Origin of the sequence: Myxococcus faecalis (genome assembly GCF_050039385.1) — a bacterium.
Taxonomy (GTDB): Bacteria; Myxococcota; Myxococcia; order Myxococcales; family Myxococcaceae; genus Myxococcus; species Myxococcus fulvus.
Genome location: NZ_CP144336.1, coordinates 10,506,842 through 10,523,062, shown reverse-complemented (window position 1 = coordinate 10,523,062; position 16,221 = coordinate 10,506,842). Strand labels below are relative to the sequence as shown.

The following is a 16,221-nucleotide window of genomic DNA, read 5'->3' as shown; positions in this document are numbered from 1 at the left end:
TGAGCCTTCAGCCGACGAGCGAGGGCCAGTTGCGGCCGACCCAGGCGCGTTGTTCGACCTCTTCGCGCCACCGCGGGTCTTCCCGGTCGATGCGGCGCGAGGTGGCGAAGAGGGCCTCGAGCGCCGCCAGCATCCGCTCGGTGAAGGGGGTGTCCTCGACGACGAGCAGGGCCTCGCTCTCCCAGTAGGCGGCGGTGACGTCCAGGTTGGCGCTGCCCACCGCGACGGCCCGGGTGTCGCACACGAGGAGCTTGGCGTGGACGTGGGGGAAGAGGCGCTCCAGCTCCGGCTCCCAACCGGGGCGCGAGCGCAGCGCCAGCTCGTGGGCGATGCCGCCCTCGGCGATGACCGCGTCCAGGCGGCTGCGGACGTAGCGGTCCGCCACCTCTCGAATCGCGCCCCCGGGGAAGTAGGTCCGCGCGTCGCCGTGATGGGGCCGCACGCTGCCGAAGAGGACCTCCACGCGGACACCGCGCTTCAGGGCGGCGATGAGCGCGTTCTGGATTTCGAGCAGCAGCGGGAAGGTGTTCACCAGGACCAGCCGTGAGCGCGCGTGGCGGATGAGCGCGAGCTGCGTGTCCAGGGTGTGCGTGTCCTTGAGTCCCTCGTGCAGGGCGATTCGGGCCGCCATCGTCCCCGCCGGCGCGCAGGGCGTCAGGGGAAACGGCTCGCCGCCCGCGCGGGTCCACTCCGCGAGGAACGCGCGCTCCAGGTCGGTGACCAGCGGGCCTTCCAGTCTCGCGCCGCAGTCGAGCCAGGGGATGTCGCGGTAGTGTGTATCCCGGCGCAGCGGCACCTCGTCGAAGCCCGTGTAGTACGGCGCGCCGAGGTTCCGACCCGAGACGAACGCATGCGTGGAGTCGACGAGCGTGAGCTTGCGATGGTTGCGCTGCTTGAGCTCGTAGAGGTTGGGGCCTCCGACGAGCGGAGCAATCGCGCGCACCTCGACGTTGGGTGTCCCGGAGAGACCGACGAGGGCGGGGTTGAGCGCGCCGAAGGAGTCGTGCCCGCTGTAGAGCGCGTCGGCGAGGAAGCGCACGCGGACACCTCGGGTGGCGGCCCGCTTCAGCGCCTCGGTGATGCGGGCGGTGATGGGGTCGTCCTCGACGATGTAGCACTGCCAATGGACGGTGGTCCGCGCCCCGTCGATGGCGGCCAGGACCGATTCGCGGGCCTGGGCGTTGTCGAGCTCGAAGTCGATGTGATGGCCTGCCATGCGCGGGCTGCATCCGGCGAGCGTCAGGTCCCGGGCCCAGGCATCCTGCTCGGACGGGAGGGGGAGCGGCTCCAGGGGCGTGTTCCGGGGCAGGGCCTCGCACTCCTCGGGGCTGAGCGTGCGGATGGCGGGGTGGACGGGCTTGTAGGTGTCGCGGGTGATGACCGCGGCGATGGGGACGTGCGCGGCGGCGAGTCGGGTGGCGACGCGCAGGAGTCGCTGTCCATCGACCTGTCGGGGCACGTCGTCCGCCCGCGCATCGTCGAGCCACGCGCTGGCGTCGAGCAGCAGGGGCCACGCCAGGTCGGGCAGGTGCTCACGCAGCCGCGCGCGCTGTTCGTCGAGCGAGTCGCTGTCCCGCATCCGCACGAAGACCAGGTGGCACCGGTCCTCGGCGAGCTCGCGGACGGCGAGCAGCGTGTCCTCCTCGACGAGGCTGTCGACCAGCAGCAGCGGCTTGTCCGGGGCGAGCACGTAGCCGGGCACCAGCTCCCGCGAGGCGGCGGTGTCCGAGAAGGAGAACGCCAGGGGATGCAGCCCGCGCAGGTGCCCGAGCCACGTGGCGTCGAGGATGGCGGTGCCTCCCTGGTGACGGACCTCGCCGAGCGCGGCGCCATTCGCGAACACCGTCACGAGGCCCGGCTCCAGGAGGCTGACGCTCGACAGGAGGCCGACGCGCTCGACGGCGAAGCGCGGGGCCAGGCCGGGAGCCACCAGCGCATCGGAGACGGCGGGGTGGTCCTCGAAGAGCGTCAGCCCCGTCTGGGTTCGCGGCAGGAGGAGGGTGGGGACGCGGGCCTCCTGGAGCGCGCGGGCGCCCGTCATCCCGACGTACAGGGCCTCCAGGTCCGCGAGGGAGTCGGTGGGGACGACGAGCAGTCCCGCGCCCGAGCGCAGGGCGACGTCGTCGAAGGCCTCCGCACGGCTGCTGGCGGCGTTCGCGGTGAGGGACTCGACGAGCAGCGTCTGGGTGATGCCCAGCGCCTTCGAGAGCGCCTGGAGCTCTCCGGTCTGCTCCGGCGCCAGGCCCGTGGTGAGCGCGATGAGCTCCGAGGGCTGGGCGCAGTGGGACAGGAAGCTGGCCACGGCTCCGAGTCCCCGGCCATCGGGCGCGATGGCCAGGGCCATGCGTGAGGGCTCGGTGCTGGCCGTGTCCGGCGCGCGCCCCAGGGAGAGCACGGGCAGGTGCTCCCGGAGGACGAGCCGCAGCATCGCGCCCACCCGGGCCCTGGGAGACGTGTCCAGCAGGGGGCCGAGCACGACGAGCCCGGCGCCGTGTCGGCGCGAGACCTGGACCAGGTCGCTGATGTCGAGATGGGTCTCCAGTGCGCCGGTGACCTGGATGGCGGGGCTCCAGTCCTGGAGCGTGTGCCGGAGCCGGTCCAGCACGGTGAGGCTGGTGGGCGGAGGTGCCTCCAGCTCGCTGCGCTCGGGGACCAGTCCGTACAGATAGACGGCCTCGGGCTCGGACGTCAGTCGCCGCACCGCGTGAAGGACGTGCTCGGACTCGGAGCCTGCATCGAAGACGACCACCAGACGTCGGAACATGGGGTGCGCGATTCCCGGGACGGACCTGGGCCGCGCCTTCACCGACGCTCGGCTCCGGGACGACCCTGGAGCCATCATGCCGGGAACCGGCCCGGTTGGCGTCACTGGAACGAGGGAGCAGGAACTCCGGAGGCCACGTCGGACAGGGGAAGACTGCCACCTCGCGAAGTCGTGCGCCGGACGAAAGTGATTGCCTCGGTCAAGGAGTCTGGTTTGTCGCGTGCCAAGACTCAGGGCATGGCCCATTCAATGCGTTGCGGGAGGCAGTGGGTGGCGCTCGTCGTCGCGAGCATCATCCTGGGCTGTGGGCGTGACGTGTCGGAGCACCGGGAGGGGATTCGAGCTGGGACGTGCTACGGCGGGGCACGACATCGATGCGTGGATGTCGACCTACTCGCCCTGACGCCGAGGCGCGCTGGCCTCGTGACATCGAAGGCTATGACGGCTTCCTCGCCTCGACGAGGAAGCGCGTCGTGGTCGCGACGAAGGGGCCACCTCGTTGGAGGCGCTCGTGCAGGGCTCGCAGTTGGGGGCGGTACTGGTCCACGGTGAAGCCCGGGACCATCCAGATGACCTTGCGCAGGAAGTAGATGACCGCGCCGATGTCGAAGAACTCGGTGCGAAGGTGCTCCAGGCGCAGGTCGATGACCTCGAGCCCCGCGGCCTCGGCCTCCGCGCGAGCATCGTCGGGGTGCCGCTTGCGGTGGACCTCCGCCGGGAGCGGACCGAGGAAGTACTCCACCAGCTCGAAGACACTCGCGGGGCCGACCTGCTGCGAGAAGTAGGTCCCGCCCGGTTGCAGGACACGGGAGATCTCCCGCCACCACGTCGTCACGGGATGGCGGCTGACGACCAGGTCGAAGGCCTCATCCGCGAAGGGCAGGGGAGGCTCGTCCGGGTCCGCCACCACCACGACACCCCGGGGATGGAGCAGTCGGGTGGCCTTGGCGACATTGGGAGGCCAGGACTCGGTGGCCACGATGAGGCGGGGCAGGGGCGCCACGCCCGCGAGCACCTCACCGCCGCCGGTCTGGATGTCGAGCGCCGCCGAGGCTCGGGCCATCCTCGCGCCCAGCTGCTTCTGGTAGCCCCAGGAGGGCCGCTGCTCGGTCGCGCGTCCGTCGAGCCAGGAGAAGTCCCAGCCCTCCACCGAAACGCTCGCGGCTTCCGCCTCCAGGTCCTCATAGCTTCGAGACATGGTCTGGGTTCCTACCGGGGCCCTCTCGCCGTGTCACGGCAAGGCGTCACGTCAGTCCTTCCAGAGGATCTTCCACGGGTGCTTGCGCAGATCCGTGACGAGCGTTCTGAGCTCGTCATACAGCGTGGGATCCTGCAGGACCGCGCCCGCCGTGCCTTCTCCGGCCTCGATCCGGGCCAGCACCCGGTCCGCGCGGGCCGCGATGCTGTCGAGCTGTCCCGCCGCGGCCGTGAGCTTCTCCAGCGCCAGCTTCACGCGCTGCCCGTCCTCGGGCCCCAGGGAGCCGGTGAGGGCCGCGAGCCCATCCAGCGTCGTGCCCGCGGACTTCGTCAGCCCGGGCAGCTCGCCCCTCAGCACCGCCGCCGTCGCCGCCGCATCGTCGAGCAGTCGCGCCGCCTTGCCTCCCGGCTGGAGCGCCTCGCGCGCGAGCTGTGAGAGCTGGCGCAGGTCCTTCGACGCCGCCGCCAGCTCGGAGGCCAGCACCTTCACGTCACCCCGGTTCTCCGTCAGCACCTCGTCCAGCGTCCGCGTCAGCCGCGAGATGTTCGCCACCAGCCCCGTCACCGCCTCCGGGTCCTTCTCCAGCATCTCGGAGAACATCTCGATGAAGCGCGAGAGCTTCTCCGCCAGCAGGTCCAGCCGGGGCGCATCCGTGCCGCGCACGGCCTGGCCCGCGGGCAGCGCGCTCGACTGCGTGCCCGGGTTCAGCTCCAGGTAGGGCTCGCCCAGCAGGCCCACCGTCGCCACCGTCACCCGCGCATCCGAGCGCAGCGCGCCGAGCGACTCCGGCGACACCGCCAGCTCCATCCGGACGGGCAGGGGACGGCCCTGGGCATCCCGACGCTCCGGCATCAGCCGGATGGCCTGCACGCGCCCCACCTGCACGCCGCCCAGCTTCACCGGCGCCCCCTCCACCACGTTGCCCGTGTGGCCGAAGTCCACCGGCAGCACCGTGCTGGAGCCGAGCGACAGCTCGCCCATCAACCACAGCAACACCAGCACGCCCATCACCGCCGCCAGCACCAGGGCGCCCACCTTCAATTCCAACCGTCGCTCATCCATCCGTCGCACCCTCCATGAACGGCGCCGTCAGCACGCGAAGCTCCGGCGCGGAGGACTCCAGGAAACCCTCGGGCGGCCCCAGGTACGCGCACTTCCCCTGGGCCACCACCAACACCCGGTCCGCCAGCCCCCGCAGCTGGCGATAGTCATGCGTCACCACCAGACCTCCCAGCCCTCGCGCCTTCAGCGAGGCCATGACCTCTTCCACCTGCGTTGCCGCGCGCCGGTCCAGCCCCGTGGTGGGCTCGTCGAGCAGCAGGTAGCGCGGTGAGAGCACCAGCGCCCGCGCGATGGCGGTCCGCTTCTTCGCCCCGGGCCCCAGCTCGGGCGGCAGCCGGTCCGCCCACTCGAGCAGGCCCACCTGCTCCAGCGCGGACTCCACGGCCTCGACCGGGGCCGTCGGGTCCGCCAGCCACACGTTCTCCCGGAGCGTGCGCCAGTCGAGCAGGGCGGGGCCCTGGACCAGGTACGGCGCCCGGCGCCGCAGCTTCACCAGCTCCCGCTCCGGCCGCGTGTCCACGCGCTCGCCCCACAGCTCCACGCTGCCCGAGTCCGGCCGCAGCAGGCCCACCGCCATCCGACACAGCACGCTCTTGCCCGAGCCGCTCGCGCCCGCGATGAAGGTCAGCTCCCGCGTGGACACCTCCGCCGTCACGCCGTCCAGCACGCGCCGCCCACCCTCGAACGCGACGCGCACGTCCGTGAAGCGCAGCGTGTCCGGAGGGGCGTCGTCCGCGATCACAGGCGCACGAGGTGGAAGGCGAGGGAGACGGCCAGGTCGATCAACAGACACCCCAGGCTCGCGGCGACGACGCCGTCGGTGGTCGCCTCGCCCACGGCCTCCGCGCCTCCTCGCGCGCCCAGGCCCGCGACGGCCGCCGCCAGCGGGATGTACAGCCCGCACGCCACGGCCTTGAGCCCCGCGGCGATCAGGTCCCAGCCATCCACGTAGCGCGGGTCCATGAAGGCCCGGCCATCCACGCCGAACACGAGCCCCGCCACCGCCGCGGCGGACAGGGTCGCGGCCACCGTCCCCAACAGGCTGAGCAGCGGCACGCCCAGCACGCCCGCCACCACGCGCGGCGCCACCAGGTCGGAGTAGGGGTCTCCCGCGGACATCTCCAGCGCCTCCACCTGCTCGTTGACGCTCATGGTGGACAGCTCCGCCGCGTGGCTCGCCCCGGCGCGGGACGCCGTCAAGAGCGCGGACACCACCGGCCCCAGCTCGCGAATCAGCAGCTCGAAGTACGCGGGGCCCAGCACCGCCACGTTCCCCACGAAGCGCCGGGCCTGGCTGTTGGCGATGGTCACCAGCACCGCCCCGAAGAACGCCATGCCGGTCATCACCAACCACACGCTGCGCCCTCCCAGCTCGTGGAGCTGCACCAGCGACTCGCGCCAGGACACGCCCTCGCGCAGCCCCGCCCGCGTCGTGCGCGCGAACAGCACCACCGGCGCGCCGAAGAAGCGCAGCACCCGGTTCATGTCATCCACCCGGCGAGCACGAGCGTGAGCACGAAGTCGAGCAGGAAGATGGCCGCGCACCCGCGCACCACCGCGCCCGCCGCCGCGCGTCCCACCGCCTGGGCGCCTCCCCGCGCGGACAGCCCCACCGCCGTGGACACCAGCGAGATGGCCAGGCCGAAGGCCCCCGTCTTCAGCACGCCGCCCAGGATGTCCAGCGGGCTCAGCATGTGCGCGAAGGTCCCGAAGAACGTCCGCAGCGGCAGGTCCAGGGTGAGCAGCGCGGCCAGGGCCTCGAACAGGATGGCCACCAGGAACGTGAAGGTGCTCATCGCGAGCATGCTCAGCTCCATCGCCACCACGCGCGGCGCCACGAGGATGGCGAACGGGTCCAGCCCGATGCCTCGCAGGCCCTCGATCTGCCCGCCCACCTGCATGGTGGCCAGCTCCGCCGCGTTCCTCGCGCCGATGCGCGCGGACATGATGAGCCCCAAGAGCAGCGGACCGAACTCCCACAGCACCCCGTAGCCCGCGGCCCACCCGAGGAACGCCCGCGCCCCGAAGCGCTGGATGTATAGCCCCGACTGCAGCACGACGATGACGCCCGCCAGCGCCGCGGTGGCCAGGGCCAGGGGCAGCGAGTCGTAGCCGAACTGCACCAGCGCCCGCGCCAGCTCGCGTCGCTCCAGCCGCGGCAGTCCCAGCACCGTGCGCGCCGCGACGAGGGCCAGCGCGCCCGCGCCGCGCACCGCCTCCAGCCCCACCGCGCCCGCGCCACGCACGGTCCTCAGCCCGGGGCTCTCGACGCGCGGCGATGGGCTCACGGGAGCACCTCGTCCTGTTCGCGCTCCAGCTCCGGCGCGGGTGCCCCGTCGTATATCAACCGCCCGCCTCGCAGGTAGAGCCAGCGGGGCAGGGGAAGGTCCACTGGGGCCTCGGGCGCGGCGACCAGCAGCGTGCCTCCGCGCGAGACCTCCAGCAGCACCCGCGCCACCTGCCGCGCCGTGCCCGGGTCCAGGCCCGCGAAGGGGTCATCCGCCAGCAGCACCGACGGGCGCGCCGCCAAGGCCCGCGCCAGCCCCGCGCGCTTCTTCATGCCTCCGGACAGCCGCTCCGGCAGCGTGTCCGCCGCGTCCGTCAGGCCCACGGCGCGGAGCACCTCGTCCGCGCGCGCCTGCGCCTCGTCGTGGGGCACGCGCCGACGCGTGAGCGGGAAGAGGACGTTCTGGCGCACCGTCAGCGAGTCGAACAGCGCGTCCGTCTGGAACACCATGCCGAACGAGGCCTGCCGCGCGCGGCGCTCGGCGGCGGACAGGCCCGCCACGTCCTGGCCATCCCACAGGACGCTTCCGCTGAACGCGGGCGACAGCCCCGCGAAGGCCTTCAGCAGCGTCGTCTTGCCCGCGCCCGAGCGGCCCAGCACCACCGCCTGTGTGCCCGGAGGCAGCGCGCACGCCACCTCCGCGAGCACGGTGCGCGCGCCATGCCTCACCGTCAGGCCTTCCGCACGCAGGTCCATGGTGGAACCCGGCTCCCGCCGCTCAGGGCTTCCAGCGCGTGAGCAGGCCGTCGTGGCCGGCGGCCCAGACCTCGCCCGGGCCGAAGCCGCCCAGCGCGTTCACCGTCGCGGACGGGGTGGCGACGGTGCTCCACGCGGTGCCGTCGAAGAAGTGGAGGTCGTTCACCTCCGACGACGCCGCGTAGATGCCCGTGCGGCCGAACGCGAGGATGTCCCGCAGGTTCGGCACCGTGCCCCCGTTCACCGTCAGCGCCGGCTTCTGGGTCCACGTGCCTCGCGCCTTCTCCAGGAGCAGGCCGTGATCACCCGCCACGTAGAGCATGTGGGGGGTGAGCACCTGGACCGCGTTGAGGTAGCCCGTGGTGGTCTCGGGGAGGCCCAGCGCCTCGCGGGTCCAGGTCGTCCCCGTCTGGGGCGAGCTCCAGGCCACCGGATGCTGTTCGCCGTTCACCGTCTCCGCGCCGACCACCACCAACGCCTCGGCGCTCAGGCCGTGGATGTCCCGCAGGTTCGCCGCGAATCGGGTGATGATCGTCGGGTCCGGCTGGTTCCCCGAGGCGCCATGGTCGTAGCTCCAGGACACGACGTGCCCCCCGCTGGAGACGCCATAGACGGTGAAGACGTTGCTCTCCGGGTCCGGGAAGCCCACCAGCCCGTTGATGGAGCCCGGCTGGCCACTGGGGCGGGTCTCGCAGGCGGTGTTGAGCTCGCCGGGCATCGACGTGGCGAACCGTCCGTCGCTCGAGCCCAGGAACACGCGTCCGTTCGGCGCGGCCCATGCGGACCGCCAGTCGCCCGCGCAGTTCGTCGCGGCCGTGAAGGTGTTGCCGGCCACATGGACGACGCGACCGCTCCTGCCGGCCAGCCAGCCCCGTTCCGCTTGATAGTTGGCCACCGCGTCGAACCGCGCGCTCGTGTCGTTGAGCACCGTCCGCTCGTTCCAGGACACCGCGCCGCAGCTCGGCAGCCCGTTGTCCACCCCACCGGCGCAGTCGTTGTCCAGGCGGTCGCAGACCTCGGTGCCGCTCTCGGACACCTGCTCCGAGCCCTCGTCGCAGTCACCGGACTCCGTCACCGCGCCAGGCTCGGGTGGAGTGCAGCTCAACCCCAGCGTGGGGCCACCCTGGCCGTCACCGTCGTCATCCGCGAAGTACTCCTCGGGCACCAGCGCGCTGACGCAGTCCGCCACCTCCGCGGACTGACACTGCCGTGTTCCCGCGCAGCGCTGGGCCGTGACGCAGCTCGCGCCCACGTTGAACGCGTCGTTGTCCGGGGTGCCATCGCAGTTGTCGTCCTTGCCGTCGCAGCGGAACTCCGACTGGCCCGGATGCACGAGGATGTCCTCGTCGTCGCAGTCGCCCGCGCGCGTCGCGAAGCCCACCGGCGCCGCGCAGCCGGTCTGGGGCGCGGCGCTCGCATCCCCGTAGCCATCCCCATCCACGTCCACCCAGTACTGGACACTTCCGGGCGCATCGCTCTCGCCCGCGACACAGTTGTTGTCCACGCCGTCGCACACCTCGGTGGCGCCGGGGTGCACGTCCGGGCGCGCGTCGTCGCAGTCGGTGCCCGGGTAGTCGCCCTTCATGGCGAAGAAGCCGTCGTCGTCCAGGTCCTCGGCGCGCAGATCCAGCTTCAGGTCCGTCAGGTTCTCCTCGGGAAACTGCACCTCCGCGGACTGCCGGGCGATGACGGGACCCTCGCACGAGCCCTCGTGTGCCTCGGCGATCACCCGGAGGTCCGGACTCCAGCCCGCCTGCTTCAGGATGACGCCGACGCGCGTGTCGCTCCGGGCCTCCGCGTTCACCGTCACCACGCCCGACTCCCGGCGCGTCGGCTCCCGGCGATCTTCCACGGCGAGCGTCAGGCACTGTGGCCGGAAGGTCGCATACGTGATGAAGACCCGGAGCCCCCCTTCGTTGGTCGAGGTCTTGCTCTTGCAACCCGTCATCGAAAGTGTCAGCAGCCCTACACCCACCAGGAATAAACGCATCATCAATGCATTCTCCGGCGCGCCGAGGCGCCCACTGTCGTGACGCCCCGTCGTAAACCCCAGGACATCCGGAACTCCCCCTTAGACCGCCGTGCTGGCATCGTCCAGCCGCCCTCGACTTCCCGCTCATGTCCACTGTCCGAACCGCCCTCGTCGCGCCCCTGTGTGCCTGGATGGTGCTCGCCCCCTCCCAGTCCCAGGCGCTCCAGAGCGACGCTCCCGTGGCTCCCACTCCCTCGCGCGAGGCTGCGGATTCCGCACCCGGGGCTGCGAAAACCGCACCGGCCGCTGCGGATTCCGCACCCGCGGACGCCACCCCCGCGGGCGCGGCGCTGACGTTCGAGCAGGCGGTGGCGATGGCGGCCGAGCGCAACGAGTCCGCGCTCGCCGCCCAGCAGCGCGCCAATGCCGCCCAGGCCCGGGTGTCGCGGGCCCGCGCGTTCTTCTTCCCGGAGCTGACGGCCACGGGCACGTACACGCGCCGCCCCAACCAGACGACGCGCGAGGTCGGCGGACAGCAGGTCGTCATCCAGCGCTACAACGCCTTCGGCGCGAACATCGTCGCGCGGATGACGCTCTTCGACGCGCGCGGCTTCCCGCTGTACCGCGCCGCGAAGCGCGAGAGCGAGGCCGCGGGCATGGAGTCGGTGGAGGCCCGGCGGCAGGTCTCGTTCGAGGCCGCCAACGCGTTCCTCATCACGCTGCAGGAGCAGCAGGTCTTCCAGGCCGCCGAGCAGCGCATCGCCTTCGCCCGCCAGTCGCTCGCGGACGCGCAGGCCCGCGCCAAGGGAGGGCTCGCCAGCACCAACGACGTCACCCGCGCCGAGGTGGAGGTGGCCACCGCGGAGGTGGAGCTCATCAGCGCCCGGAACCTGGCGCAGACGAGCCGCCTGGAGCTGGGCTTCCTGCTGGTGGACCCGGTGGAGGGCGCGCTCGCGGCGCCCCAGCAGCTGCTCGACGACGCGGCCCGCCCGCTGGACACGCACGACGGCATCATCCCCGGCGCGGTGGAGCGGCGCCCGGACATCCTCGCCGGCCAGCTGCGCGTGGAGTCGCTGGAGGCCAACGCGTGGGAGCCGCTCGCGCGGCTGTTGCCCGCGCTCGGCGTGTCCGCGACGTACCGGCTCACCAACGAGCAGGGCCTCGCGGGCCGCACGGGAGATGGCTTCCTGGCCGCGGACCTCACGTGGAACCTGTTCGACGGCGGCGAGCGGTACGCGGAGCGCCACGAGCGGGTGGCCCTGGCGCGCGCCGCCAGGCTGGAGCTGGAGCAGGGCACGCGCCGCGTGGACGTGGACATCCAGCGGGCGCGGGTGGCGCTGGAGAACGCGCGGGCGGCGCTCACGCAGAGCGAGCTGGCGACGCGCGCGGCGAAGCAGAACGCGGAGGAGCAGGGCATCCTCTACCGCCAGGGGTTGTCCACGGCGTTGACGCTGGCGGACGCCTCGCTGCGGCTGTTCGAGGCGGAGGTGGCCCTGGCCCGGAGCCGGTACTCGCTGGGCGTCGCCCTGCTGGGCTTGAGGGCGGCAGTCGGACTCGATCCTTTGGGGAAGGAACCGTGAAGGTGATGCGACGCGCAGGAACGCTGACCTTGGCCGTGGCGATGCTCGCCATGGGGGCATGCAAGAAGGACGCGGAGGCGTCGAAGGGCGAGGCCCCCGCGGCGGGCGGAAAGGCGGGCGGTCGCCCCGGCGCTGGTGGCGGCCGGGGCCCCATCCAGTTCCCCGTCGAGGTCGCCCCCGTGGAGGCCCGCGACGTCGAGTACGTGGTGAACGCGGTGGGCTCCGTGGAGGCCTTCGAGCGGGTGCAGATCACCGCCCGCGTGGCGGGCGCCGTGGAGCGCGTGCTCTTCATGGAGGGGCAGGCGGTGAAGAAGGGGGATGTGCTCGCGGAGATCGAGCCCGCCCGCTACGCCATCGCCGTGCGCGCGGCCGAGGCCTCGCTCGCCAAGGCCCGCGCCTCGTTGGTGGAGGCCCAGGCCGGCGCCGAGCGTCGCACCGCCGTCAACGAGGCCAGCCCCGGCCTGTTGCCCGCCGAGCAGCTGGAGACCTTCACGGCGCGCGCGCGCACCGCGGAGGCGGACGTGGCCTCCGCGCGGGCCCTGCTGGACCAGGCGCAGCTCAACCAGCGCGATGCCTATGTCCGAGCGCCCATGGACGGCGTGCTCCAGACGCGCACGGTGCAGACGGGGCAGTACGTCCAGCCCGGCCTGGTGCTGGCGACGCTCCTGCGCCGGGACCCGCTGCTGTTGCGCTTCACGGTTCCGGAGGCGGACGTGGCGCGCATCAAGCCGGGGCTCCCGGCGCGCTTCACGGTGCGCTCGGAGAGCGGCTCGTTCACCGCGAAGATCACCCACGTGGCGCAGGCCGCGGACGAGGCCAACCGCCTGGTGCCGGTGACGGCCGAGGTGTCCGCCGAGGACGCGGCGAAGCTCAGGCCCGGTGCGTTCGCGTCGGTGGCGGTGCCGGTGGAGACGCGCGGCGGCAGCCCGGTGGTGCCGCAGACGGCGGTGCGCGCCAGCGAGCGGGGCTTCCTGGCCTTCGTGGTGGACGGCGAGAAGGCGCGCGAGCGGGTGCTGGAGCTGGGCATGCGCACGGCGGACGGACGGGTGGAGGTCCGCGAGGGGCTCAAGGCGGGCGAGACGCTGGTCATCCGCGGCGGCGAGGCCCTGCGTGACGGCGTGACGGTGAGGGTGGTGCAGCAGAAGAAGCCCACCCTCACGGCGGAGCCGCGCGCGGAGGACGGCGGCCAGGGAGCGCGGCGATGAACCTGACGGAAGCGTGCATCAAGAAGCCCGTCCTGGCGTGGATGATCATGGCGGCCACCATCGTCTTCGGACTGGTGGCGGCGCAGCGCATCGGCATCAGCCAGTTCCCGGACGTCGACTTCCCCACCATCAACATCAGCGTCACGTGGGAGGGCGCCAACCCCGAGGCCGTCGAGACGGACGTCATCGAGCCCATCGAGGAGGCGGTGACGCAGGTGGAGGGCGTCACCAGCATCACCTCCAGCGCGCGCCAGGGCGGCGCCAACATCACGGTGGAGCTGGACCTGTCGCGCAACGTGGACATGGCGCTGCAGGAGGTCCAGACGAAGATCAGCCAGGCGCAGCGCCAGCTGCCCGAGGACATCGACCCGCCCATCGTCACCAAGACGAACCCGGAGGACCAGCCCATCATCCAGGTGGGTGTGTCCGGGCCCTTCTCCCAGCAGGTGGTGAGCGACTTCGCCCGCTACCGCGTGAAGGAGAAGCTGCAGACGGTGCCGGGCGTGGGCGAGGTCTCCGTCGGTGGCTCGCTGGACCGCAACGTCCGCATCTGGGTGGACTCCGCGAAGCTGGACGCGCTCGGGCTGACGGTGACGGACCTCACCTCCGCGCTCCAGCGTGAGCACGTGGAGCTGCCCGCGGGGCGCATCGAGGCCGAGGGGCGCGAGGTCAACGTGCGCGTACTCGGCGAGGCGCTGGACCTGGAGACGCTGCGCGACATCGTCGTGCGCGAGCAGGGCGGCCAGCCGGTGTACCTGCGCGACGTGGCGCTGGTGGAGGACGGCTTCGAGGACGTGCGGCGCATGGCGCGCGTCAACGGCACGCCCGCCCAGGGCCTGGGCATCCGCAAGCAGCGCGGCGCCAACGCGGTGTCCGTGGCGCAGGGCGTGCGCGAGGAGCTGGCGCGCATCCAGAAGGACGCCCCGGAGGGGATGGACGTGGCCATCCGCTTCGACACCACGCAGTACATCGAGGAGAGCGTCCACGAGATCGAGTTCGAGCTGATGCTGGCCTGCATCCTCACGGCCTTCGTCTGCTGGCTCTTCCTGGGCTCGCTGTCGAGCACGATGAACGTGGTGCTGGCCATCCCCATGTCGCTGTTGGGGACGGTGGCGGTCATCTACTTCCTGGGCTTCACGCTCAACACCTTCACGCTCTTGGGCCTGGCGCTGGCGGTGGGCATCGTGGTGGACGACGCCATCATGGTGCTGGAGAACATCTTCCGGCACTCGGAGGAGGGGAAGGACCGGGTGAGCGCGGCGCGCGAGGGCACCGCGGAGATCACCTTCGCGGCGCTCGCGGCCACCGCGGCCGTCATCGCCATCTTCCTGCCCGTCGTCTTCATGAAGGGCGTCATCGGCAAGTTCTTCCTCCAGTTCGGCGTCACGCTGTGCGTGGCGGTGATGCTGTCGTACGTGGAGGCCATCACGCTGGCGCCGGCCCGCTGCGCGCAGCTCCTGAAGACCTCCCGTGAGGGGCGCAGCAAGGTCGGCGTGTGGGTGGACAAGGCCTTCACGAAGCTGGAGCACGCCTATGGCCGGGCGCTCGGGTGGGCGCTGGTGCGGCCGTGGCGGGTGCTGGCCGGGGCGCTGGTCATCCTGGCGGCGAGCGTGTTCGCCTTCCGCGCGCTGCCCGGTGAGTTCGTGCCGTCGCAGGACCAGAGCCGGCTGATGGTCCGCATGCAGACGGCGGTGGGCAGCAGCATCGAGGAGACCAACCAGCTCTTCGAGAAGGCGGAGGCGTTCGCCGCCTCGCGCCCGGAGGTGACGAGCGTCTTCGCGTTGGTGGGCGGTGGTGGTGGCGGGGTGAACTCGGGCTTCATGATGCTCACGCTCAAGCCGCCCGACCAGCGCATGACGCAGTCGGAGTTCCAGCAGGTGCTGCGCAAGGAGCTCAACGGCTACCCGGGCCTGCGCGCGGTGGTGCAGGACCTGTCGCAGCAGGGCTTCTCCGCGCAGCGTGGCTTCCCGGTGGAGTTCAGCGTGCGCGGCTCGGACTGGGACGAGCTGGTCAAGGCCAGCCAGGAGATGCGCGAGAAGATCCAGGCCAGCGGCAAGGTGGTGGACGTGGACACCGACTACCAGCTCGGCATGCCGGAGCTGCGCATCACCCCGGACCGGGCGCGCGCGGCGGACCTGGGCGTGCCGATGCAGACGGTGGCGACGACCATCAACGCGCTGGTGGGCGGCGTGCGCGTGGGCAAGTACAGCACGGGCGGGCGCCGCATCGACGTGCGCCTGCGCCTGCTCGCGGGGCAGCGCTCGCGTCCGGAGGACCTGGCGCTGCTCAAGGTGCGCACGGCCAGCGGCGCGCTGGTGCCGCTGTCGGCGCTGGTGACGCAGGAGGAGCGCCCGGCGCTGCAGGCCATCACCCGCCGGGACCGCGAGCGCGCCATCAGCATCTTCGCCAACGTGGCGCCGGGCTCCAATCAGGAGGAGGCGCTGGCCACGGTGGAGAAGCTGGCGAAGGACCTGCCGGGCGGCGTGCGCGTGGTGCCGGGCGGCGCGAGCGTGGCGTTCCGCGACTCGATGGGCAGCCTGTTCTTCGCGCTCTTCCTGGGGATTGGCGTCGCGTACATGGTGCTGGGGGCGCAGTTCAACTCGTTCCTGCATCCGGTCACCGTGCTGACCATCCTCCCGCTGTCGGTGGCGGGCGCGGCCTTCGCGTTGCTCGGCACGGGCAGCACGCTGAACATCTTCAGCATGATTGGGCTGTTGCTGTTGATGGGCATCGTGAAGAAGAACTCCATCATCCTGGTGGACTACGCGCTCCAGCAGCGGGAGCTGGGGCTGGGCGCGGTGGAGGCGATGCAGCGCGCGGGGCCGGTGCGCCTGCGTCCCATCCTGATGACGTCCACGGCGACGATGATGGCGGCGGTGCCGGCGGCGCTGGCGTTGGGCGCGGGCAGCGAGACGCGCGCGCCCATGTCCATCGCGGTGCTGGGGGGGCTGTCGGTCTCCACGGTGCTGAGCCTGGTGGTGGTGCCCGCCTTCTACGTGGTCGCCGACCGAATGAAGACGCGGCTGGCCCACTGGCGCGGCAAGCGTCCGGACGACGAGGAGGGCAGCCCCGCCGCCCACGGTCGTCCGAGCGGCGATGAGCCTCGCCCCGCGACGCACGGCTGAGCTCGGCTGAGATGACGACGCGGGCCGGCTCCGGAGCTCACCGGTGCCGGCCCTCCGCTTTTCAGGCGGAGGGGTCGCGAGCATCTCCTCCGTCGAAGACGCAAGGGGTGCACCTGACCCAGGGTGTCTGATTTGTGCTGGGTCATCGACTCCTGGAGGATGTGTGGAGCCCGGTCATCCTTTGCTCGGACACCCACACGAATGGAGATCCACCATGAAGTGCTTGATGCCGTGGTTGATGGCGCTCGCTGCCAGTCTGAGCCTGGGTTGTGGAGGCGGAGCCACCGACGTGGCCGACGAGCGAGCGATGGCCAATGTCCTGGAGTGCAGCC

General features: G+C 71.9%; 11 protein-coding genes. 3 read left to right on the top strand and 8 right to left on the bottom strand.

Annotated features, from left to right (window positions below; genetic code table 11):
• Nucleotides 1–7 precede the first annotated feature (7 nt).
• The 8 genes from VZQ01_RS41750 to VZQ01_RS41715 all read right to left on the bottom strand — a co-directional run bounded on the left by VZQ01_RS41750 (nucleotide 8) and on the right by VZQ01_RS41715 (nucleotide 10,000).
• Nucleotides 8–2,764, bottom strand: a complete 2,757-nt coding sequence (locus VZQ01_RS41750; RefSeq protein WP_426746439.1) for a phospholipase D-like domain-containing protein — start codon at nucleotides 2,762–2,764, stop codon at nucleotides 8–10.
• A gap of 436 nt (nucleotides 2,765–3,200) precedes the next feature.
• The gene (locus VZQ01_RS41745; protein WP_223748682.1) at nucleotides 3,201–3,962 is read right to left on the bottom strand and encodes a class I SAM-dependent methyltransferase; all 762 of its coding nucleotides are present in this window, start codon (nucleotides 3,960–3,962) and stop codon (nucleotides 3,201–3,203) included.
• A 51-nt stretch (nucleotides 3,963–4,013) separates the two neighbouring features.
• Nucleotides 4,014–5,024 carry an MlaD family protein gene (locus tag VZQ01_RS41740; RefSeq protein ID WP_046713709.1) on the bottom strand — a complete coding sequence of 337 codons (1,011 nt, stop codon included), beginning with the start codon at nucleotides 5,022–5,024 and terminating at the stop codon, nucleotides 4,014–4,016.
• Complete coding sequence (locus VZQ01_RS41735; RefSeq protein WP_426749034.1) at nucleotides 5,017–5,763, bottom strand: ABC transporter ATP-binding protein; 747 nt, start codon at nucleotides 5,761–5,763, stop codon at nucleotides 5,017–5,019. Before VZQ01_RS41735 ends, VZQ01_RS41740 begins: the two co-directional genes overlap by 8 nt.
• Nucleotides 5,763–6,509 (bottom strand): MlaE family ABC transporter permease, encoded by a 747-nt coding sequence (locus tag VZQ01_RS41730; RefSeq protein ID WP_426746438.1) that lies wholly within the window; start codon nucleotides 6,507–6,509, stop codon nucleotides 5,763–5,765. The genes VZQ01_RS41735 and VZQ01_RS41730 overlap by 1 nt, the downstream gene beginning before the upstream one ends.
• Nucleotides 6,506–7,312, bottom strand: a complete 807-nt coding sequence (locus VZQ01_RS41725; protein WP_426746437.1) for an MlaE family ABC transporter permease — start codon at nucleotides 7,310–7,312, stop codon at nucleotides 6,506–6,508. Before VZQ01_RS41725 ends, VZQ01_RS41730 begins: the two co-directional genes overlap by 4 nt.
• Nucleotides 7,309–8,007 carry an ABC transporter ATP-binding protein gene (locus VZQ01_RS41720; protein ID WP_223748677.1) on the bottom strand — a complete coding sequence of 233 codons (699 nt, stop codon included), beginning with the start codon at nucleotides 8,005–8,007 and terminating at the stop codon, nucleotides 7,309–7,311. The genes VZQ01_RS41725 and VZQ01_RS41720 overlap by 4 nt, the downstream gene beginning before the upstream one ends.
• A 22-nt stretch (nucleotides 8,008–8,029) precedes the next feature.
• Entirely contained in the window at nucleotides 8,030–10,000 is a 1,971-nt protein-coding gene (locus VZQ01_RS41715; RefSeq protein ID WP_426746436.1) for a MopE-related protein, read from the bottom strand.
• A 125-nt stretch (nucleotides 10,001–10,125) separates the two neighbouring features.
• On the opposite strand from VZQ01_RS41715, the gene VZQ01_RS41710 reads away from it, so the two are divergent.
• From VZQ01_RS41710 to VZQ01_RS41700, 3 genes are read left to right on the top strand one after another with little or no spacing between them, the layout of a single operon-like run.
• Nucleotides 10,126–11,559, top strand: coding sequence for a TolC family protein (locus VZQ01_RS41710; RefSeq protein WP_223748675.1), 1,434 nt, complete (start codon nucleotides 10,126–10,128; stop codon nucleotides 11,557–11,559).
• 5 nt (nucleotides 11,560–11,564) lie between these two features.
• A complete protein-coding gene (locus VZQ01_RS41705; protein WP_223748674.1) occupies nucleotides 11,565–12,764 on the top strand; it encodes an efflux RND transporter periplasmic adaptor subunit in 1,200 nt (399 codons plus the stop codon).
• The gene (locus tag VZQ01_RS41700; protein WP_426746435.1) at nucleotides 12,761–15,889 is read left to right on the top strand and encodes an efflux RND transporter permease subunit; all 3,129 of its coding nucleotides are present in this window, start codon (nucleotides 12,761–12,763) and stop codon (nucleotides 15,887–15,889) included. The genes VZQ01_RS41705 and VZQ01_RS41700 overlap by 4 nt, the downstream gene beginning before the upstream one ends.
• Nucleotides 15,890–16,221 lie beyond the last annotated feature (332 nt).